The 19,914-nt window shown below is 37.3% G+C and carries 18 protein-coding genes and 1 pseudogene; 12 read left to right on the top strand and 7 right to left on the bottom strand.

The genetic code is table 11. The annotated features are described in order from the left end of the window. The first annotated feature begins 20 nt into the window (after positions 1–20). The gene (locus tag ACHABW_RS07200; RefSeq protein ID WP_435754690.1) at positions 21–1,592 is read left to right on the top strand and encodes a Vga family ABC-F type ribosomal protection protein; all 1,572 of its coding nucleotides are present in this window, start codon (positions 21–23) and stop codon (positions 1,590–1,592) included. A gap of 191 nt (positions 1,593–1,783) precedes the next feature. Then, positions 1,784–2,026, top strand: coding sequence for a hypothetical protein (locus ACHABW_RS07195; protein ID WP_435754689.1), 243 nt, complete (start codon positions 1,784–1,786; stop codon positions 2,024–2,026). Positions 2,027–2,399: 373 nt separating this feature from the next. Here ACHABW_RS07195 and ACHABW_RS07190 read toward each other — a convergent pair whose 3' ends face one another. Next, positions 2,400–2,690: a putative quinol monooxygenase gene (locus ACHABW_RS07190; protein WP_435754688.1), complete on the bottom strand. Its 291-nt coding sequence runs from the start codon at positions 2,688–2,690 to the stop codon at positions 2,400–2,402. Between the two features lie 163 nt (positions 2,691–2,853). Here ACHABW_RS07190 and ACHABW_RS07185 point away from each other — a divergent pair, with 163 nt between their 5' ends. The 4 genes from ACHABW_RS07185 to tatC all read left to right on the top strand — a co-directional run bounded on the left by ACHABW_RS07185 (position 2,854) and on the right by tatC (position 6,867). Then, the gene (locus ACHABW_RS07185) at positions 2,854–3,780 is read left to right on the top strand and encodes a prenyltransferase (RefSeq protein ID WP_435754687.1); all 927 of its coding nucleotides are present in this window, start codon (positions 2,854–2,856) and stop codon (positions 3,778–3,780) included. Between the two features lie 566 nt (positions 3,781–4,346). Next, the gene (locus tag ACHABW_RS07180) at positions 4,347–5,798 is read left to right on the top strand and encodes an alkaline phosphatase PhoX (protein ID WP_435754686.1); all 1,452 of its coding nucleotides are present in this window, start codon (positions 4,347–4,349) and stop codon (positions 5,796–5,798) included. Between the two features lie 58 nt (positions 5,799–5,856). Further along, a complete protein-coding gene (gene tatA, locus ACHABW_RS07175; RefSeq protein ID WP_435754685.1) occupies positions 5,857–6,081 on the top strand; it encodes a twin-arginine translocase TatA/TatE family subunit in 225 nt (74 codons plus the stop codon). 69 nt (positions 6,082–6,150) lie between these two features. Then, on the top strand, positions 6,151–6,867 hold the full coding sequence (tatC, locus tag ACHABW_RS07170) for a twin-arginine translocase subunit TatC (RefSeq protein WP_435754684.1): 717 nt from the start codon (positions 6,151–6,153) through the stop codon (positions 6,865–6,867). Between the two features lie 62 nt (positions 6,868–6,929). Here the strand turns inward: tatC and ACHABW_RS07165 are convergent, their stop codons facing one another. After that, positions 6,930–8,459, bottom strand: coding sequence for a NarK family nitrate/nitrite MFS transporter (locus ACHABW_RS07165; RefSeq protein WP_435754683.1), 1,530 nt, complete (start codon positions 8,457–8,459; stop codon positions 6,930–6,932). A gap of 756 nt (positions 8,460–9,215) precedes the next feature. Here ACHABW_RS07165 and ACHABW_RS07160 point away from each other — a divergent pair. Further along, complete coding sequence (locus tag ACHABW_RS07160; protein WP_435754682.1) at positions 9,216–9,521, top strand: DUF3817 domain-containing protein; 306 nt, start codon at positions 9,216–9,218, stop codon at positions 9,519–9,521. A 249-nt stretch (positions 9,522–9,770) separates the two neighbouring features. Here ACHABW_RS07160 and ACHABW_RS07155 read toward each other — a convergent pair whose 3' ends face one another. From ACHABW_RS07155 to ACHABW_RS07135, 5 genes and pseudogenes are all read right to left on the bottom strand, one after another. Further along, on the bottom strand, positions 9,771–10,490 hold the full coding sequence (locus ACHABW_RS07155; RefSeq protein ID WP_435754681.1) for a 3-ketoacyl-ACP reductase: 720 nt from the start codon (positions 10,488–10,490) through the stop codon (positions 9,771–9,773). Between the two features lie 186 nt (positions 10,491–10,676). Next, positions 10,677–11,601: pseudogene (locus ACHABW_RS07150) on the bottom strand (NADP-dependent oxidoreductase). Positions 11,602–11,801: 200 nt separating this feature from the next. After that, positions 11,802–13,157, bottom strand: coding sequence for a sensor domain-containing diguanylate cyclase (locus ACHABW_RS07145; RefSeq protein ID WP_435754680.1), 1,356 nt, complete (start codon positions 13,155–13,157; stop codon positions 11,802–11,804). Positions 13,158–13,395: 238 nt separating this feature from the next. After that, entirely contained in the window at positions 13,396–14,028 is a 633-nt protein-coding gene (locus tag ACHABW_RS07140; protein WP_435754679.1) for a GGDEF domain-containing protein, read from the bottom strand. Between the two features lie 32 nt (positions 14,029–14,060). Continuing rightward, positions 14,061–14,756, bottom strand: coding sequence for a PAS domain S-box protein (locus ACHABW_RS07135; protein WP_435754678.1), 696 nt, complete (start codon positions 14,754–14,756; stop codon positions 14,061–14,063). 415 nt (positions 14,757–15,171) lie between these two features. On the opposite strand from ACHABW_RS07135, the gene ACHABW_RS07130 reads away from it, so the two are divergent. From ACHABW_RS07130 to ACHABW_RS07110, 5 genes are all read left to right on the top strand, one after another. Beyond that, on the top strand, positions 15,172–16,176 hold the full coding sequence (locus ACHABW_RS07130) for a LacI family DNA-binding transcriptional regulator (protein WP_435754677.1): 1,005 nt from the start codon (positions 15,172–15,174) through the stop codon (positions 16,174–16,176). A gap of 38 nt (positions 16,177–16,214) precedes the next feature. Next, on the top strand, positions 16,215–17,168 hold the full coding sequence (locus ACHABW_RS07125) for a sugar kinase (RefSeq protein ID WP_435754676.1): 954 nt from the start codon (positions 16,215–16,217) through the stop codon (positions 17,166–17,168). Between the two features lie 9 nt (positions 17,169–17,177). Then, on the top strand, positions 17,178–17,798 hold the full coding sequence (hxlA, locus tag ACHABW_RS07120) for a 3-hexulose-6-phosphate synthase (protein WP_435754675.1): 621 nt from the start codon (positions 17,178–17,180) through the stop codon (positions 17,796–17,798). 1 nt (position 17,799) lies between these two features. Beyond that, entirely contained in the window at positions 17,800–18,357 is a 558-nt protein-coding gene (hxlB, locus tag ACHABW_RS07115) for a 6-phospho-3-hexuloisomerase (RefSeq protein WP_435754674.1), read from the top strand. A gap of 472 nt (positions 18,358–18,829) precedes the next feature. Then, a complete protein-coding gene (locus ACHABW_RS07110; RefSeq protein ID WP_435754673.1) occupies positions 18,830–19,891 on the top strand; it encodes a TRAP transporter substrate-binding protein in 1,062 nt (353 codons plus the stop codon). The last annotated feature ends 23 nt before the right edge of the window (positions 19,892–19,914 follow it).

The following is a 19,914-nucleotide window of genomic DNA, read 5'->3' as shown; positions in this document are numbered from 1 at the left end:
CGGTAAATGGGGATGATTATATGATGTTATTAGAAGCGAATGCGTTAAAGTTATATGTTAAAGATCGTTTACTCATAGATGTTGATCGGTTAGAAATTCATAAAAAAGACCGTATCGGCTTAGTTGGCAAAAATGGAAGTGGGAAAACCTCGTTATTGAATGTCTTGGGGGGGAAGGAATCTCCTGAAAAAGGGAGAGTTAAGAAAGATGTAACCTGTGAACTTTTACCACAGTTGCCAAGAACGGATACAACCAAAAGTGGTGGAGAAGTGACACAAGATCACGTTGTTCAAGCTCTTGCAAAGGATCCTGAAATCTTATTTGCCGACGAACCAACAACAAATCTGGATACGGACCATATAGAGTGGTTGGAAAAGAAATTGCAGATATGGCAGGGAGCATTCGTAATTGTCTCCCACGATCGAGCTTTCCTGGATGCACTTTGTTCAACGATATGGGAGATACATGAGGGAAGTGTGAGAATATATAAAGGGAATTATTCTGCTTATGCCAAACAAAAGGAAGTGGAACATCATGTAGAAAAAGTTGCGTATGAAAAATATATAAGAGAGAAAAAACAACTAGAAGAAGCAATGAGATTAAAAGAGAAAAAGGCTGATAGAGCCACAAAAACCACGAATAAAATAAGTAAATCAGAAGCGGAAATCACCGGAGCTAAACCATATTTTGCTAAGAAACAAAAAAAGCTTCAACAAACTGCGAAAGCAATGGAAACGAGATTAGCAAAATTGCAGAAAGTTGAAAAGATCAAAGAGGTTCCCTCAATCAAGATGAATTTACCGAATGAAGAAACGTTTAAAGGTCGTATTATCCTTCGCGTGAACGATGTACCCGGCATAATAGGCCAGCGTGTTTTATGGAGAACAGCAACCTTTCATGTTCGTGGTGGAGATAAACTAGCCATTATAGGAGCAAATGGAAGCGGAAAAACCACATTGATTAAAAAAATAATGGAAGAAGAGGAAGGCATTACTGTTTCACCCTCGATGAAAACCGGTTATTTTAGTCAGAACTTAACGATATTGGCGAGCGATAAAACGATCCTGGAGAACGTCAGTTGTACATCCAAACAAAATGAAACATTCATTCGAACGGTGCTTGCCAGACTTTCCTTTTTTAGAGAAGACGTGTATAAACCAATAGAAGTATTAAGTGGTGGGGAGCGAGTGAAGGTCGCATTAGCGAAACTATTTTTGAGTGATATTAATACACTCTTATTAGATGAACCAACAAATTTTTTGGATACGGAGGCTGTAGAAGCCTTGGAATCACTTTTAAAAGAGTATGAGGGAAGCGTGATTTTTGTCTCCCATGACAGGCGCTTCATCGAAAATGTCGCAACACGAATTTTAGCGATTAAAAATACGGAAATAGAACTCTTTGAAGGAACATTTGATCAATATAGCCAGTATGAACCACAAGAAAACAGAAATGTGGAAGAAGACAAACAGCTTCTATTAGAAACGGAGATATCAGAAGTCCTTAGTCGATTAAGTATTGACCCCTCTGAAGAATTAGAGTTGGAATTTCAGAAACTTTTAGAGAAGAAGAGGAATAGTACCAATACTTGATAGATGTTGGATATCATTATTTATGTTGAAGAGCCTCTCCCCTGTCGTAATCGAAATAGGAGAGGCTCTTTAATATTAATTTTTCTCCATCTTTTTTATTAATCTTTGTACTTAAATCACGGACAGGCAAATAAGTATTAGAGAAGCGATATTTAATAATGACACCGTACCTAATATATAGGGGGGATTAGATGGGGAGATATACAAAATCGGAATTGACGGAAGTGAATCCAGAAACATTAATGGTAACGTTAAAAGTAAAGATAGAGGGAGAGACGGAAATACCGACATGGAAAGATGATTTAAAAATAAAAGCGGCGCTAGCTTTACTGGAAACAGTCGATCGATCCCATTTTGCTGAGAAAGATTTAGTTCATAAATTTGAAGAATCGTTGATTGATTTGAAATTAATGGTAGAGACATTGGAAGATTAAATAGTAAAACCGAACCTGGTGGTAAAAACGATTGACACTTGCTAAGGGATACTCGAATCCGCTGCAAGAGTGGGATTTCTGCGGAAAAGTTGCAGCCTTTTCCTTCTCGAACATTTCTATAAAAACAACAAGGTTTAACGAAAGTAACCTTGTAATATAGAGAACTCTTCTACTCAAATCAAATGGAAGAGTTCTTTTTTAGAAGATACACCAGAATTTATAAAATTGGCAGCTACCTTCACACCGCACGTATCAAGGAAAACCCACCTCCTATCGAGTAGCACCTGCACACACTTCGTAGGTGCTACTCGGGGGCGGTGGAAGCTGATGCTGTATTTAATAAAAGACGGCTATGCCGTTTTTTTATGGATCTTTAGTTGAAAACTTGATCGTAAATAGTGATTGAATAAGGTTTTTCGAGTAAATCTGGTACAGCTTCTTTGAAGCGGGCAAAGTGGGAAGTTTCACGGTGTTTTAGTTGATCCTCTTGTGTTTGATATACTTCGATAAGTAAGAAGTGATTTTTTTGCTCTGTATCTTGAAAGACATCGAATTGCAGAACACCTTCCTCTATCAAACTGTTTTTTCGATTATCTTCGACTACGTCGACAAATGTATCGATCTTATTTTCCTTTACTTGAACTGCTACATGAACAATATACATGGAAGCCCTCCTCCTTGATTTTTCTGAAGTTTAGCATACGGTTACTAAATATTCCAAGAATGCCGCTTAGTTTGACTAAAATTAGGAGGCAGGTTTTAGTTTTCCATTTAAACTTTTTAGTGAGATAATCAGTCTAAATGGGATAGAAAGGGGTTTGCTGCTATTGATCAGTCAGGTGCGTTCGGTTTTAAGTGGGGGATGGATGTTGCTGCGTTCTATCGCAGTTGTCTCGTCTAGCGTGGCAACCATTCTATCTTCAATGCTTCCTTTGTTCTTATATACTTCTATTCCAACAGAATACTTGATTATTCTGTTTGTGATGCTTACTACCGCAGCATTTATCATTCATGGGGTGCTTACGCACGCTTTTAATGATTACACCGACTATCACTCTGGCACGGATGCAAATAGTCCAGCTATATTGTCAGGTGGAAGTCGGGTTCTTCAACAGGGAAAAATTTCAATACATACCCTTTGGCTTCTGGGAAAATGGCTTGCGATTGCCCTGCTTATTCTGGCTGTTATTTTCGCTGTTTTAGCTCAATACAAACTAACTATTTTGTTATTGATAGGGGTTTGGGGCGCGGGGTCCTACTCTATACCCCCATTGCGTTTAAGCTATCGTCCTTTTCTAGGTGAGTGGTTCAGCTTGTTTCCATCGATTCTTTTTCTGGGATTCGCCGGGGCATGGCTTGCCTTAGGATACGTCCCTTTATGGGCGATGCAAAATGCAGTTATTAATGGATTGATTTGTCTGGCATGGGTGATGGTTCACCATATTCCAGATTTGGATGCTGATAAAAAGGCTGTTCCAGTGAAACAAACGAGTGTCGTCTGGTTTACTACTACATTCGGTCTATATTATTCTCGCTTTCCAGCCGTCATTTATCTTTCAATGGCAGGTCTCTGTGCTTTATGGCTCGGGTTTGATAGAGTGTGGGCTGCTGGTGGATTGAGTATCATTATAGTTAGTGCTCTGTACCTCGTATTAAAAATGAAAGTAGAAGATCACGAGCAAGTCAGCAAATACGAAAAAATCTTGCTGCTTTTAGCGATGACCACTGCGATATGGTTGGGGATATTTATTTGATGAAATAGGGGACGGTTCTCTGCTTCTTTTCATGGTGAGCTCGGAAGCGGATACCCGTTCCTACGATAGTTATAGAATGGGTGTACTATATAATATTTTAGGAATATAGAATAAACAACAAGCCTCTTCTTAGCATAAGAGGCTTGTTGTTTGTCGACTTATATTTTCAACATATGCTAACAAATGGTGATTAAAGGTGATTTGGTGACTTTAATTAAATCAACAAAAAAATCCTTTTTATTTCATAAAATTCATAATGTATTAATAAATTTTTCATAAAACATAAAATGTGCATCTCAATTTTCTCCATTATATGGGTGGAAAGTCACGAAACTTTGGATAATAGAATAACGAATTGCAACATCAGAAATGAATTAATGTACGTATACATAAAATAGTAACAGGTTTTCCCCCTTTTATTTAATTTAAATTCCTCCTTCTTAACTAGTTGCATCATGTTTACACGATAAAGATATTACTAGCATTAGAAATTAATACTTTTTTGGTAGATTACTAGTAGAGCGACACTCTAGAAGTGCAGCTAACTAAAAAAGGAGGCAGAGATAATGGAGAAAAAGAATTTGAACAGAAGAGATTTCATCAAAATTGGGGGCATGAGTACGCTCGCAGTTACACTGGGATCTACCGGTTTATTTTCTCTTGCAGGACAAGAGACCACCTTTGCAGCTTCTAAAAATAATCCAACGAGTGGATTTGGAGGGTATGGGCCATTAGTAAAAGATCCTAAAGGTATTTTTGATTTGCCAAAAGGCTTCCAGTACAAGATTATTTCAGAAACTGGCGACCAGATGACAAATGGGGATCTCGTCCCAGGATTACCTGATGGAATGGCTGCATTTCAAGGCTCAAAAAACTCGACGATTCTAGTTCGAAATCACGAGTGTGGTACGAACCATGATTACCCTGTAAATGGAAAAAACCCTTGGAGTAAAGGTGCAGCTGGCGGAACAACGGCTTTAGTAGTGGGACCTAACCGAGAAGTAGTTTCAGAGTATGTCACTAACTCAGGGAATATTCGTAACTGTGCAGGAGGAGCTTCTACTTGGGGAACTTGGTTAACATGTGAAGAAACTCGAGATATGGGACATGGATTCGTCTTTGAAGTAGACCCTGATGACCCTGAAAATGAGATGTCCAAAACACCGATTCGTGATATGGGATATTTCTCTCACGAGGCGTGTAGCATTGATCCTTCTACTGGAATTTGGTATTTAACAGAAGATAACAGTCCAAGTTACTTATATAGGTTCACCCCTTATGATCGAAGTCAAAAGCTAGGTTCTTTACAAAAAGGTGGCACTTTAGAAGCAGCTGCCATTGATGAAATACCAAATAAATCAGCAAAAAACTTTACACCTGGTCAACAAATCGGGGTTGTTTGGAAGGAAGTTAAACCTGAACGTGCAAAAGAAGACGCCAAGGATTTAGCCTGTATTCAGTTTACACGTTTAGAAGGATCCTGGTTTGAAGGTGGCACTTTTTGGTTTGATGATACAGCTGCAGAGACCACTACGGCTTCAGGTAAATTTGGTAGAATATATCGTTATTTTCCAGCTACAAATACATTAGAACTTTTCTATGAATCGTCAGCTTCTAACGAGTTACATGCTCCAGACAATATTACCATTACGCCATGGGGAGACTTATGGATTGCAGAAGATGGAAATCCTAGGGGTGATCGTATCATTGGTCTAACTCCAGAAGGTAATGTGTATCCATTCGCGCAAAACGTCTTTAATAGTTCTGAGCTAACAGGACCAGTATTCTCTCCAAAAGGAAATACACTGTTTGTAAATATTCAAAGCCCAGGAATAACCATAGCCATTTGGGGACCATTTGCTCGAAGAAATTCGGCAAAGCAAGTAGCGATGAGTCATGCTTCTCCTCCTGCAGGTTTTGCTCCGGAAACTTCTCACAAGGTTGAGGAATATGCAGAAAGAAATGGTATGTCTTTATTAGCGGCGGCTGCATTAAATCGTCATGGGGTTTCCGTTTAATTAGATATAATTTAGTTATAAAATACGATAGTTTTCTAGCACAAAGGAGGATTCCAGCATGTTTCAAAATATTGGAATACCAGGTATTATTCTAATCTTGGTTCTTGCTTTAATTATTTTCGGGCCTTCAAAGCTACCGGAAATTGGCCGTGCATTTGGAACGACTTTAAAGGAATTTAAAAAAGCAACAAATGAGTTAGTAAATGGTGAGCAAACAACAAATTCTAACTCAGAAGACAAAACAGACGAGCAAATAAATGAAGAAAAACAGGAAATTAAATAAAGGAAAGGTGTAGGTCGGTCGGTTAAACCGCCTACATCTTTCGCCTTTTCTTTGAAAGGAAGTTTGCAATTGGAAAAAGACGGAATGCAACTCATTGATCATCTATCAGAACTACGGAAACGAATAATCATCACAGCAATTATTTTCGTGAGTTTCTTTATGGGAGGTTTTTTTTATGTGAAAGATATTTACCGTTTTTTAGTTAAGGACTTAGATGGGAATTTAGCTCTACTAGGACCAGGTGACGTTCTTTCAATATATATGATACTGGCAGCTGTAGTTGCGGTTGCTTTAACTATACCTGTTGCAGCCTATCAGCTGTGGAAATTTATAAAACCCGCTCTCACAAAGGATGAACAGAAATCTTCGCTATTATTTATCCCTGGTTTGTGTATCTTATTTCTCTGTGGGATATCCTTTGGATACTTTGTTCTATTTCCGCTAATCCTATCCTTTGTTTTAACTCTCGCAGGGGACCAGTTTGAAACATTTTTTACTGCAGAAAAGTACTTTCGATTCATGCTTCATCTCACATTGCCATTTGGATTTCTGTTTGAAATACCTGCAGTAGCTATGTTTCTAACAAAACTGGGGGTAGTGACTCCGGAAAAATTAATAAAAGGTAGAAAGTTTGCTTATTTGTTACTTGTAATCATTGCTGTACTAATTACACCACCTGATTTAATTTCAGATGTATTAGTTATCATTCCTCTATTTATTTTGTATGAGGTTAGCATAACTCTGAGTAAGATCGTTTTCCGAAAAAATTCTACAGTAGCAGGTTGAAAGTAAAATAGGGGACGGTTCTCTGCTTCATCATGAAGCAGAGAACCGTCCCCTTGACACACTTATCGTCCGCCTGAAGCGGTTTTCTTTAATTCTAATGCTTCTTTCGCTAAATTATCTGTATCAATGGCATTCTGTTTGTCTACAGAAGACTGGTAATAGTCACCGGCAAACGAGTTATCAGGTTCTTCAAGCCAGAAGTAACATATAACGAAACTTGCGAAGGCTCCTCCTGCTAGAACAAAGAAAAACTGTTGTGGTGTGACAAATGTATAAAGCGTTAAATACAAGGTTGCACCAACATTACCATACGCACCAGCCATACCAGCAACTTGCCCTGTCAATCGTTTCTTGATCATTGGAATAATTGCAAATGTTGCTCCTTCAGCTCCTTGAACAAAGACAGAGGTGAGAATAGTAACGACAATAGCCAGTATTAAAGGCCACCCCGATTCAATGAACCCCATCACAACTAGCCCAATACTGATACCTATCAAATAGGTAAGCATGACTCGCTTACGGTTTCCTAGGCGATCGGATAAAACTCCTCCAAGTGGTCTAGCTACCAAGTTTATAAAGGCAAACGAGGCAGCAATCATTCCAGCTGTGGCAGGAGTGAGTGTGAACGTTAACTGAAAAAACATTGGAAGCATTGATATAATCGCTAATTCGGCACCGAAGTTTGCAAAGTATGTGCTATTCAAGGCAGCGACATTTTTGAAATTATAGTGATCGTCTTTCGGTACTCCCTTTTTTAGAATTGGAACATTCACTTGTAATATCTTAAATACTTGATAAATCATCGTTATTCCTATAACGGTATAGGTGATATAAAGGACATTGGAAGAAATAAAGCCCATACCCTCAATTCTCCAGGCAAGTACTGCTAAAGCACCGCCTAATGGAAGGGTCCATAGGATGAGCTGAATCATGTCTTTCCATGTACTAACTTCCATCGCCCCTGATTTTTTAGGCTTGATGAAAGCTTTTCCTTCCGGAGTATCTCTCACACAAATAAAGTAAATGATTCCGTAGATAATACAAATAACACCTGTTAAAGCAACAGCATATCTCCAACCGTTATCTCCTCCGAGCATGGTTAATGCGAACCAAGGAAGTAACATGGCGGCAGCAGCTGAACCGAAATTACCCCATCCACCGTAAATACCTTCAGCAAAACCAACATCTTTAGGTGGGAACCACTCAGAAACCATCCGAATTCCAATAACGAAACTGGCACCGATACTACTTAATAATAATCTTGAAATCATCAATTGAGTCCAAGTGTCACCGAATGCAAACATAAATGTAGGTATGGACATTAAAATTAAAAGTGCTGAGTAGACAACTCGTGGTCCAAATCGATCGAGAAACATACCTACGACTATTCTTGCAGGAATTGTTAAGGCTACGTTTAGTATTCCAAGTGCAGCTAAATGTTCCGTGGTCATCCAATCCATTGTATCCAGCATCGTTGTAGCGAGTGGAGCCATATTGAACCAAGTGAAAAAAGAGATGAAGAAAGCAATCCAAGTTAAGTGTAAAACTTTCATACGTTGACTTTTAAATTTAAAAATATCTGCCGTTTTCAATTTAAGCCCCTCCTATAGGTATCATAGATTTTTTGTACTCCAATAATTATTTGTAAATTCTGATTTTTCTTGATGTGAAAGTTATTGAATTTTTGATATTCAATCGTTTTACTAGTAATTGTTTTTTATTATGGCACATGCTCTGTTAGGAAATCGGATAGTTGTTACAATATCTAACGCGAAAATATTCTCGTCCTTTCCAGTGCTAATTGGTTTAAGTATTGCTGGATCAACAATGAAAACGGTATTATAAAGTAGGATATTTATTATAAAAAATTGAAATTAAAATGCTCTAATAGAGCTTTGTATACATGACATAATGTTAATTAAGAATGTATTACTTGTTTTTTTATTTAATTTAGTTAGTGGAAAAAACGCTGCTTTCTACTAAACAGGGAGTCGGTCATACCGATAACAAAAATGAGTTCATATTTATAGAATACAAGCATAAGAATGATGAGACCGTGAGATTAAATAGGTAGGATATTTATTTGAGAGAGAAGCGGGAAAATTCTGTTGTCTCTATCAAGCGAGTGAAACTGGAGATTTACAACAAGGGGGGAGAGAACACTGTCTTAAATAAAAGATCAAAATAGTACATGCTAAGATGTATCCAAGACTGAAAAAGTGCCGCAAAACAGGTAATTTAGATGATAAAAACTTCCTTCTTTTTTTACCTTGTTAGAGTGGAGTTATCGTAAGTATTACTATATAATTAGTTTTGTAAATGATAGTTTGTATACGTGGAGGGTTATCATGTTAAAAACAGATCTTGGTCGTTTTAGAGTAATGGGATTTTTTGAGGGAGCATCTTTATTGATTTTGCTTTTTATTGCAATGCCGGTCAAATACGTTTTAGGAATTCCTGAAATGGTAACAATCGTTGGATCCATTCATGGTTTCCTTTTTGTTGGATATATTCTTTTAACACTTTACACCACATACAGAATCCGCTGGTCTTTTAAATGGCTATTTAGTGCAGTTGTTGTAGCCTTTATCCCGTTTGGAAATCTTATTTTGGATGGACGATTAAAACAGGCAACATTTAGTGTTGCGAAGTAAAATACAAGGGGTCCCTATTATCTTGTCGAATTCGATAAGGTTACAGAGACCTCCTTTTTCTTGTAGGCAGTTTTAGCAAACTCTATTGTTTTTTCACAGCTTAACTTAAGACATCGAGTTATAAAGGATTATATTATGTACACATTGAAATTAAAGGGGTAATTCCGTATAGGAATTACCCCTCTTTGATGAGTCTGGTATTTGTATTCAACAATAGCTTACCAACCTTCTTTTTATAACAAAAATCATTTAAAACGGGTTCGTACCCCACTGAGCAGCAGTCTTAATGAATGTCCGCTGTTCAAGTTTGAGCTGACTAACGATATATTCTGCAAGATCTTCCGCTTGCGTGTATTTATCCGGGTTTCGTTCGTTGGAATCCTTACCTCTTGTTAAATCAGTTTCTACAAGACTAGGCGTCAGAACGCTGACCCGGATGTTGTTGCGACGGACCTCTTGCATTAGGGATTCACTCATACCAATTACAGCAAATTTCGATGCACTATAAGCGCTGGAACCTTCTGTACCTTTAAGTCCGGACATCGAGGAAATGTTAATTATATCTCCCTGATTTTGCTCAATCATGTTAGGCAATACAGCTTTTGTTACATGTACAATCCCCATGACATTTGTATCCAGTACTTTTTTCCACTCCTCGGTGGATAAATCCTGAAATTTACCATAAACTCCAACTCCAGCATTGTTGATCAAAATATCGATAGAGCCAAGATTCTCTTGGATTTCTTTTACAGCACGCTGAACTTCTGTTTCATGTGAAACATCTGCAACAGCCGTAACAAACGTTGCTCCCATCTCAGTTAGTTCTTCGTGGATAACTTTAAAACTTTGTTCTGAGCGGGCAATAAGTCCGAGTTCAACACCTTCTTTTGCAAGGGCAATTGCGGTAGCTCGCCCAATCCCTCTACTTCCTCCTGTTATAAGTGCTCGTTTCCCTTGTAATGACTGCACGCTTTAAATCATCCTTTCTATTTATATCTCTATCCGATATATTCACTAAATGATGACGTTATAACCACGTCCAGTGATAGTTAGCTAAAAATTGGAGAAAAAGTTTAAGAAAAGAACCAGGCACTTGTTAGAGAGAATAAGTGCCTGGCAATTTATCATAATAAATGAAGCGTATTCGACCTAATCTTACTTCATTTTAATTACAATTTTTCCTTTAGCATGATGTGTTTCACTGAGTCCGTGAGCTTCTTGAAGTTGTTCAACAGTAAAGTCGAAAACATGACCAACTTGCGGTTTTACGATTCCTTTTTCTAAAAGGTCTCCAAGTTGAGCTAACTGTTTGCCATTCTCTGTAAGCCAATAGGACTTCGCTTCAACCTCGTATTTTTCAGCAAGTTTTTGATCCGGAGAACCTGCTATTGTAACGAGTTTCCCACCGGGTTTTAGCACAGTAAAGCTTCTGTCAAGAATCTCTCCGCCCATCGTATCAACGACAATATCAAAGTTTTCTATTTCTTCTTCAAATTTTTGTGTGTGATAATTAATGACTTGATCTGCGCCAAGTTCCTTTACGTAGGATTCATTTTTCTCACTGGCAGTTGTAGCGACATATGCACCGAAATGTTTAGCAATTTGTATGGCTAAACTCCCAACACCACCGGCACCAGCGTGGATAAGCACTTTTGAGCCCTCTTTTACGCCTGTTTCATCTAAGAGACATTGCCATGCGGTTAGCCCAGCAAGAGGTATCGAAGCAGCTTCTTCAAAAGAAAGGTTTTCTGGTTTTTTCGCTAATCTGCTTTCCTCAACAGTCGTATATTCTGCATACGTTCCGTTGTGAGTAGTAGCTGGTCTAGCAAAAACTTCGTCACCAACCCCGAAATTTTTCACGTTCGTTCCAACTTCCACAATCTTACCTGCTACATCCCATCCCAAAATGATAGGGAAGGGAAACTTTCAAATAACCTTCTCTTAACTTCCAATCAATTGGATTTATAGAAGTTGCGTGGACTTCCACTAATACTTGATCCTCGGTAATTTCCGGTTTTGAAACCTCTTGTTCATGTAACAGTTCCTTACCACCATATTCATTGATAACAATTGCTTTCATATGTTTGATACTCCTTTTTTAAAAATATAATATTATTGTTTTAGAAAAATCGATCCACCTAATAATGTTTTTAAATCTTTCATTTAACAAATTACGTGTAGGGCATTCTCTTACTTAGTGTTGCCCAGTGTAATAAAGACAATAGATAAAATCAAAAAATTAGCTTGAGAGGAATCTATTGGTACTAGTAACCTTTGATGTTAAGGAGTACATGTATTGTTATCATTAACTTCCATATAAGTCTTTACACTGTTACGACCATCTTCTTTTGCTGCGTATAAAGCTTTATCCGCATTCTCAATTAACTCGCTGGATTTGTTTTCCTGGTTCGGTAAAATGGTGGATATTCCGAAACTAACCGTTACTTCATCACATAAAGGAGAAGAAGTATGAGGAATGCTTAATTTCTGGATGCTTTGATGTAGCTTCTGTGCCAGGTTTAAGGCTGCCTCAGCAGAGTAATCAGGCAATATAATAGCAAATTCCTCTCCACCATAACGAGCAAAGACCGTTTCCGTATCCGTTAATTTTTGATCAATTGCTTTTGTAATCGATTTTAAGCAGTCATCTCCTGCTTGGTGACCGTATTCGTCGTTGTAAAGCTTGAAATAATCTATGTCGAGCATGATTAAAGATAGAGGAGTATGGTTGTTTAAGGAGCTTTCCCAATAGTTTTGAAGTTCATTATCGAAGTGACGACGATTTGACACACCGGTTAACCCATCTCGTTCCGACAGTCTTTTAAGAAGTTTATTGGCCTGGATAAGCTCAGACTCTGTTTGCTTTTTCACAGTAATATCGACGATGGAAAGTAATGCAGCGGTTAACTTTCCAGTATGATCATAAAGCGGTGTACCATTAACAGATAAAACTTTTCTTTGGTTTGAACCAGAAACAACGGTATGAACATAATCCTTCACATACTGCTCAGTCTTCATGACAATGGATACAGGAAGATCCTCACGTGCAATCGGATTTCCTTCAATCGTTGTAATTGCCCATTCATGTGCATCATATTGCCTAGAAAGAATGTCTTTCTGTTTAAATTCTAATATTTCCTCTGCCATATTATTCACATACTGAAGAGAGCCTGTCAGATCAAAGGTAAGCACACCATTAGGGAAGGTCTCAAGGATGTCTTTTAATTTCTGCTCATTTTCCTTTAACTGATGCTCGTATAACTTGCGTTCCGTAATATCCTGAAACTGGGAAATGGCATACATAGGATTACCTTCGTCATCTTTAACTGCAGAAACATTAAGTAAGCACCACACCAACTGACCTTCCCTGTGAATATACCGTTTCTCCACTTGGTAATAACTAATTTCATTGCTAAGAAGTTGGTGAAAAGCACTCAAACTAGCTTGAAGATCCTCTGGATAAGTCAAGTCCCTGAGAGATTTTCCCTTTAATTCGGTCTCACTATAACCTAGTATCTCGGACAACATTGGATTAGTTAAAAGGAATTTCCCATTAGTAGATACGAGAGCAATTCCCATCGAGGAAAATTGAAAAACTTGCTCAAATAATATCGAACGATCTATCTTCGTGATCATGCAGCTCTCCTCCACCAGTTACAAAATATATAACTCAAGGTATAATCATATTCAATTTAGGTATAATTAATCGATAATAAAGACCTATACCCTAAATATGTGTCTAAAACTCTTTTTTTAAAAAAATACTATATGTTGTTAGAGAAGTTTCAGATTTGTGATATTTGACATAAAAAAAGTGCCTTAAAAGGTCTTTTTTGACCTTTCGAGACATCTTCTTAGGAATTGACACACGTAGTCAGTTCAGTGTACTGAATTTACCTTCTACTGTTATTATGTCATGATAGGCTATCGTGTTCCTACCATTTTGTTTGGCAGAGTACATAGCTAAATCAGCCTGTTTTATGAGATCACTGGGACTGTTGGATGAATCCGGATTCAACGTGGAAAAGCCAAAACTCAATGTTACATGGCTACAGACAGGTGATTTTGCGTGGACAATTTTTAACTGCTGCATCTTTCCATGAATTTTCTTCGTCAGGTCACTAGCCATATCATGTGAATAACCAGGTAAAATGACTGAAAATTCCTCTCCACCATAACGAGCAAATACGGCATCAAGCCCGACTAATTCTTTTCCGATGATTTTTGTAATTGTCTTCAAGCAATCGTCCCCAGCTTGGTGGCCGTATTCATCATTGTAAAGTTTGAAATAATCTAGGTCGAGCATAATAAGCGATACAGGAATGTAGCGATTTGAGAATTCCGCCCAGTAGTTTTTTAACTGTTCATCGAAATAGCGGCGGTTTGCGACGCCAGTTAATCCGTCATGTTCTGACAGCTTTTTAAGAAGTTTGTTTGCTTCAATAAGTTCATATTCTGTTTGTTTTTTTTCTGTTATATTCACAAGAGAGCATAAAACAGCTGTCATCGTTCCCGTATGGTCAAAAAGAGGGGAATTATTTATCGATAATACTTTTCGAGTACCCGACCCTGATTCGATTGCATGGACGAATCCTTCACTGGCTCCTTCGTTTTCATGACTATCGAGAAAGGAAGTTCTTCTCTCGGAATGGCCTCGCCTTCAACTGTACGGAGTTTCCATTCGGGTGTATCCATTTTTCTGGATACAATTTCTGCCCTATTAATCTCCAAAATTTCCTCTGCCATCTTATTTGCATAAGAGATATTTCCTTGTAAATCAAACATTAGAACGCCATTTGGCATCGTCTCAAGTATTTCGGTTAATTGCTCTTGGCTTTCTTTTAACTGTTGCTCATATAATTTTTGGTCTGAGATATCCTGGAATTGAGAGATAAAATATAACGGGTTACCTGCACCGTCTCTAACTGCAGAAACATTAAGTAAGCAATGAACAAACATACCATTTTTATGAACATACCGCTTCTCTACTTGGTAGTAACTAACTTTTCCGTTAATGAGTTGATGAAACCTATCTATGCTATTACGAAGATCCTCCACATAGGTTAAATCTTTGAATGTTTTCTCTTTTAATTCCTTTTCACTGTAGCCTAGCATCTCGGTTAACATTGGATTAGTTAAAAGGAAGTACCCTTCGTTAGATATGAGAGCAATCCCCATGGATGAAAATTGAAAAACTTGTTCGAATAATATCGAACGATCTACCTTCTTGTTCATCTGTTTCTCCACCACCAATCAGAATTATATTTATGTCACTTATAATCCCAGTGTAAATTATGTGAATCTAATCTATTTGACTTTATTTCCTAATTATATCTTATTTAATTATGTATTCGTAAAATTTATAATAAATAGGGTTAAACATGTATAAAAAGTTACATTTACCTTTCATCATTCAATAGTCTATTTTTAATTTTAAGGTTAAAAAGATTGGAGAGAACCATTACAATCACGGAAACAGATCGTAATCACTTAATAAAAAATGAAAAAAGGGTTGTAAAACGCTTTCATCTATTTTATAATCTAACTAAATCGTTTTACTAAATCGATTTATCAAATAGTATAGTTGTTTAAAAGAGATATATTATATCCAAACTACCTTAGTTTTTAACTGATAATGGAGTAGATGTTTATGAGGACTATTACAATTGCAGATGTTGCAAAACACTCGAATGTTTCTAAGAGTACTGTTTCTCAGTACTTAAATAAAAGATATGAGTATATGGGTGAAGGGACAAAGACTCGTATAGAAGAAGCGATTAAACTGCTAGGATATCGACCAAACATTGTGGCACGAAGCTTAAAGCAAAAATCAACGACAACCATTGGGGTGATTGTCGCAAACATTTTGCATACCTTTTCTACTCAAGTGATAAGAGCAATTGAAGACATTTGCCATGACTATGATTTTCATACAATTGTTTGTAATGCGGATGATGATCCCGAAAAAGAAAAAAAATACATTGAGATGCTTCAGGCGAAACAAGTAGATGGTATCATTATTTTCCCAACAGGAGGGAATGTGGAACTTTTTCTTAGCTTAAAAGAAAATGACTTTCCACTAGTATTTATGGACCGTTTTATGTCAGAAGTTCAAGTTCCATCCGTTGTATTGGATAATGAAAAGGCTTCCAAGCTAGCTGTTGATTATTTTGTAGATTGTGGGTATCAAAGGATTGGCATTATGACGACATCGATCCTTGAAAATTTAACTACCAGAATTAAACGGGTCGATGGGTATAGACAAGCTTTACAAGAACAAAATATACCTATTAATGAAAACTACATTAAAAGCTTGGAGTTGCATCAATTTGAAGACGCAATGACAAATATGCTCACATTAAAAGATCCGCCGCAGGCAATCTTAGCAGGTAATGATTTAGCCTTAATGGAGATACTAAAGTTTACTAAAAAGAAAGAGATAAGCATTCCTAAAGATTTAGCGTTGATTGGGATAGATGATGTATCGTTTGCCAGTTTTTATAATCCGGGATTAACTACCGTTGCTCAGCCAGCATTTGAAATGGGGGAAAAGGCTGCGGAGTTGCTCCTAAATAAAATCCAAAAAAAAGAAGAAGATGTTCATCATCATATATATAGCTTTGAGCCACAACTGATTAAGCGAGAATCTTGCTAACGAACTAGCACAAGGAGAAGCAAAGAGGAGGAATAGCTATGAAAGATGTGATTACTATAGGTGATGCAATGATTACATTCAATCCTAGTATGAAAGGACCAATGAAATATGTTCAGTCTTTTGATAGAAAAGTTGGTGGAGCGGAATTAAACTTTGCCATCGGATGTGCACGTCTAGGTTTAAATACGGGGTGGATAAGTCGATTAGGAAATGACGAATTCGGAAAATATATCTTGAATTTTGTTCGAGGGGAAGGAATCGATGTCTCTGAAGTAGGACTTGAAGTTGGGTATCCGACTTCGTTAAATTTCAAAGAGATTATGGAGGACGGAAGTGGTAGAACATTCTATTATCGAAATCAATCTCCGACAACTACATTGACTGAAGATGCTCTGGAGGAAACTTATTTTAAAGATTCCAAAGTACTTCATATCACAGGTGTTTTTCCGGCAATAGATAGTGATAAAAATATTGGTGTTATAAAAAGAGCTATCGCAATCGCAAAAAAACAAGGATTATTGATTTCTTTTGACCCGAATATTCGGTTGAAATTATGGAGCAAGGCTGATGCAAAAAAGGCGATTGCTGAATTTTTACCGGATGTTGATATTTTGTTGACTGGAGTTGATGAGGCTGAAATATTACTAGGCGTTAGTGAACCTAAAGAAATTATTGAGAAAAGTAAAGCATTAGGAATCCAATATATTGCCATTAAACAAGGTGACAAAGGGTCGATTGGTTACTTTGATGGTGAATGTATAGAAGCACCTTCAGTGAAACCGAAAAAGGTCGTAGATACTGTTGGGGCAGGAGATGGATTTGATGCAGGATTTATATATGGTGTACTGCATCAATGGTCACTAAGAAAGACATTAGAATTTGCCAATACAATTGGATCCATGGTTGTCAGCGTTTCGGGAGACAATGAGGGTTTACCTTATTTAGAAGATGTTTTGGTTCAGTTAGGTGAAAAGGACTCTATTGAAAGGTAAGGTGAAAAAATGAAACTTCAATTAGCTCTTGATCGGTTAGAAAGAAAAGAATGTTTTGATTTATTAGAAGAAACAAAAGCGAGTGTAGATTGGATTGAAGTTGGAACCGGGGTCATTAAAGAATATGGAATGGCAATTGTTCGTGAAATAAAAGTTTCCTACCCAAGTCATACGATTGTAGCTGATATGAAAACATGTGATGCAGGTAAACATGAAGCAAAACAAGCGTTTGAAGCAGGAGCAGACATTGTGACAGTAATGGCATTTTCCGCAGATCAAACGATAAAAGATACGCTGAACGTCGCCCAACAGTATAACAAAAGAATTATGATCGATTTACTTGGTATTACTGACAAAAAACGAATAGTAGAACTTGAAAACCTAGGTGTAGATCTAGTTAGTCTTCATTTTGGAAAAGACATGCAACAAGAAAAAGAGATGTCGACTAATTTATTTGAATTAGTCAACGAAGCTTCGAATTTTGAAGTAGCTGTTGCAGGTGGAATAAACGAGCATTCATTACCGGATATAGTAAAACATAACCCTAATATTGTCATCGTTGGAAGTGCTATTACTAGTGCGGACAATCCAAAAGAGGCGAGTTTGAAATTGAAAGGAATGATCAATTAAAATGAAAAAAGTTATGGAGACGGTTGCTAAAGAAATATCAACAGTTTTAGCTAAGGTAGATGAAAAGGAATCAAAATTATTAGGTGATGAAATTTTAAACGCGAAGCGAATCTTTATAAGTGGAGAAGGACGCTCAGGACTTATGGGGAAGGCAATTGCAATGCGTCTCATGCATGGAGGATTCCATGTATATGTAACAGGTGAAACAATCACTCCGAGTATTGAAAAAGATGATTTATTAATCATAATCTCTGGTTCAGGATCTACAAACTCAAGTTTACAACTAGGAACGACTGCTAAGAAAGCGGGGGCAAGAATTTTCTTAGTGACGACGAATCGGGAGTCTAAGATTGCTGTAATAAGCGATGGTGTACTCATCATTCCTGCTGCTACTAAACATAGAAGACCTGAAGAACCAGAAACGATTCAACCGCTGGGGAATCAATTCGATCAATCGGTTCATCTTCTTCTTGATGCCATCGTGATCTTTATTACACAAACGGATGATAAAGAATCAATAAATGAAAAAATGACTAATCGTCATGCAAATTTGGAGTAATAAAGAAGTAAGTGATTTTTAGAAATTTATTGATTAACTGCAAAATTATACTCTATAAGCAGTTATACGGATAGCGAATTCGGAAAAAATTTACAAAATGAAAGCGTTATATTAGAGGGCGTAGTTTAGAATTTACAACCGAAACGGCTTAAACAATGGTGCAGACATGGTAAAAATTTTCCCTGAGAATACTTTTGGTCCAAATTATTTAAAGAGTTTAAAAGGGGCATTGCCACAAAATCTATTTATGGTAACAAGGACATTAACATTGATAATGTTGCAGAATATGCAGTTAAAGGTGGTGAGGCTATATCGGTATAGAGAGTAACTTAGTAAATCGACAAAAGATGCTAAGCTAAGCTGGTTCTAATCCTTAACAAAGGAAACGACACACTATGTAGAAAAGTTAAATGAAATTTAAAATAGTACTTTGAGTGATTTAAAAAAATGAATGAAGAGGGGCGTATTAATCATGAAAAAACATTTTACACTATGGTCATTAGTACTACTAATATCAGTATTTATGTTAGCAGCTTGTGGTAATGAAGAAAATGGGGAGGAAACAAGTTCAGAAGAAGGTAATCAAAATACTACAGCGAATGAAGAGGAATCGATTAAGATCGTTGCTGCGCATAATCAGACTTCCCCTGAAAATCCATATCAAGAGGGATTACTAGAATTTAAAGAAGTTGCCGAGAGTAAATCTAACGGAAGTATTGAGGTTGAAGTACACGCAGGTACACTAGGGACAAGTGAGTCGGAACTCGTTGAGAGTTTGCAGTTGGGTGGAGCTGATGTTGTGTTGGTTTCTCCAGGATTTATGAGCAGTACAGGAATAAGAGAAATTGATTTGTTTGCTCTTCCTTATTTATTTGAAAGTTATGACCACTGGGAAGAAGCGGTTGATGGAGAAGTTGGCGATGAGATTGCAAATATTATCCTAGAGGAATCCGATAACAAATTTAAATTAATGGGTTATTGGTCAGCAGGTGTACGTCACTATTATGGAAAAGAACCAATTCACTCCATTGATGATTTAAAAGGGATGACTATTCGTACTCAAACATCAGGAGTCGTTGCAGATTTCTGGCAGCAAGTTGGGGCAGTACCTACAGATGTTGCTTGGGGAGAGTTATACCAGGCTTTACAACAGAATGTCGTTGACAGTGCAGAAAATGCGTACCCTTATTTCGTTCAGGAGAATCATCATCAAACGGACAATGGAAAGTACACATCTGAAACGGCACATGATTTCACTACAAGATTTTTACTAATTAATAATGAAAAGTTTGAATCTTACTCTGAAGAACAACAAAATATTGTTCTAGAAGCAGCGGCAGCTTCTGTTGAGGCTGAGAGACAAGCCCTATATGACCAAGAAGAGGAATTCAAACAAACACTATTGGATGATGGCGCTGAGGTGAATGAAATAGATACAGCACCATTTATTGATATAGCGGTACCTTTACAAGACAAAGTAGCAGAAGAGATTGGTGTAGCGCATCTTTTAGAGCAGATAAGAGAGCAACGATAAAAAGGCTAATTGAAGAATTAGAG

This window comes from Salipaludibacillus sp. CF4.18, from assembly GCF_051262595.1.
GTDB lineage: Bacteria > Bacillota > Bacilli > Bacillales > Salisediminibacteriaceae > Salipaludibacillus > Salipaludibacillus neizhouensis.
The sequence above is the reverse complement of the archived record's forward strand: the minus strand, read 5'-3'. Positions and strand labels throughout refer to the sequence as shown.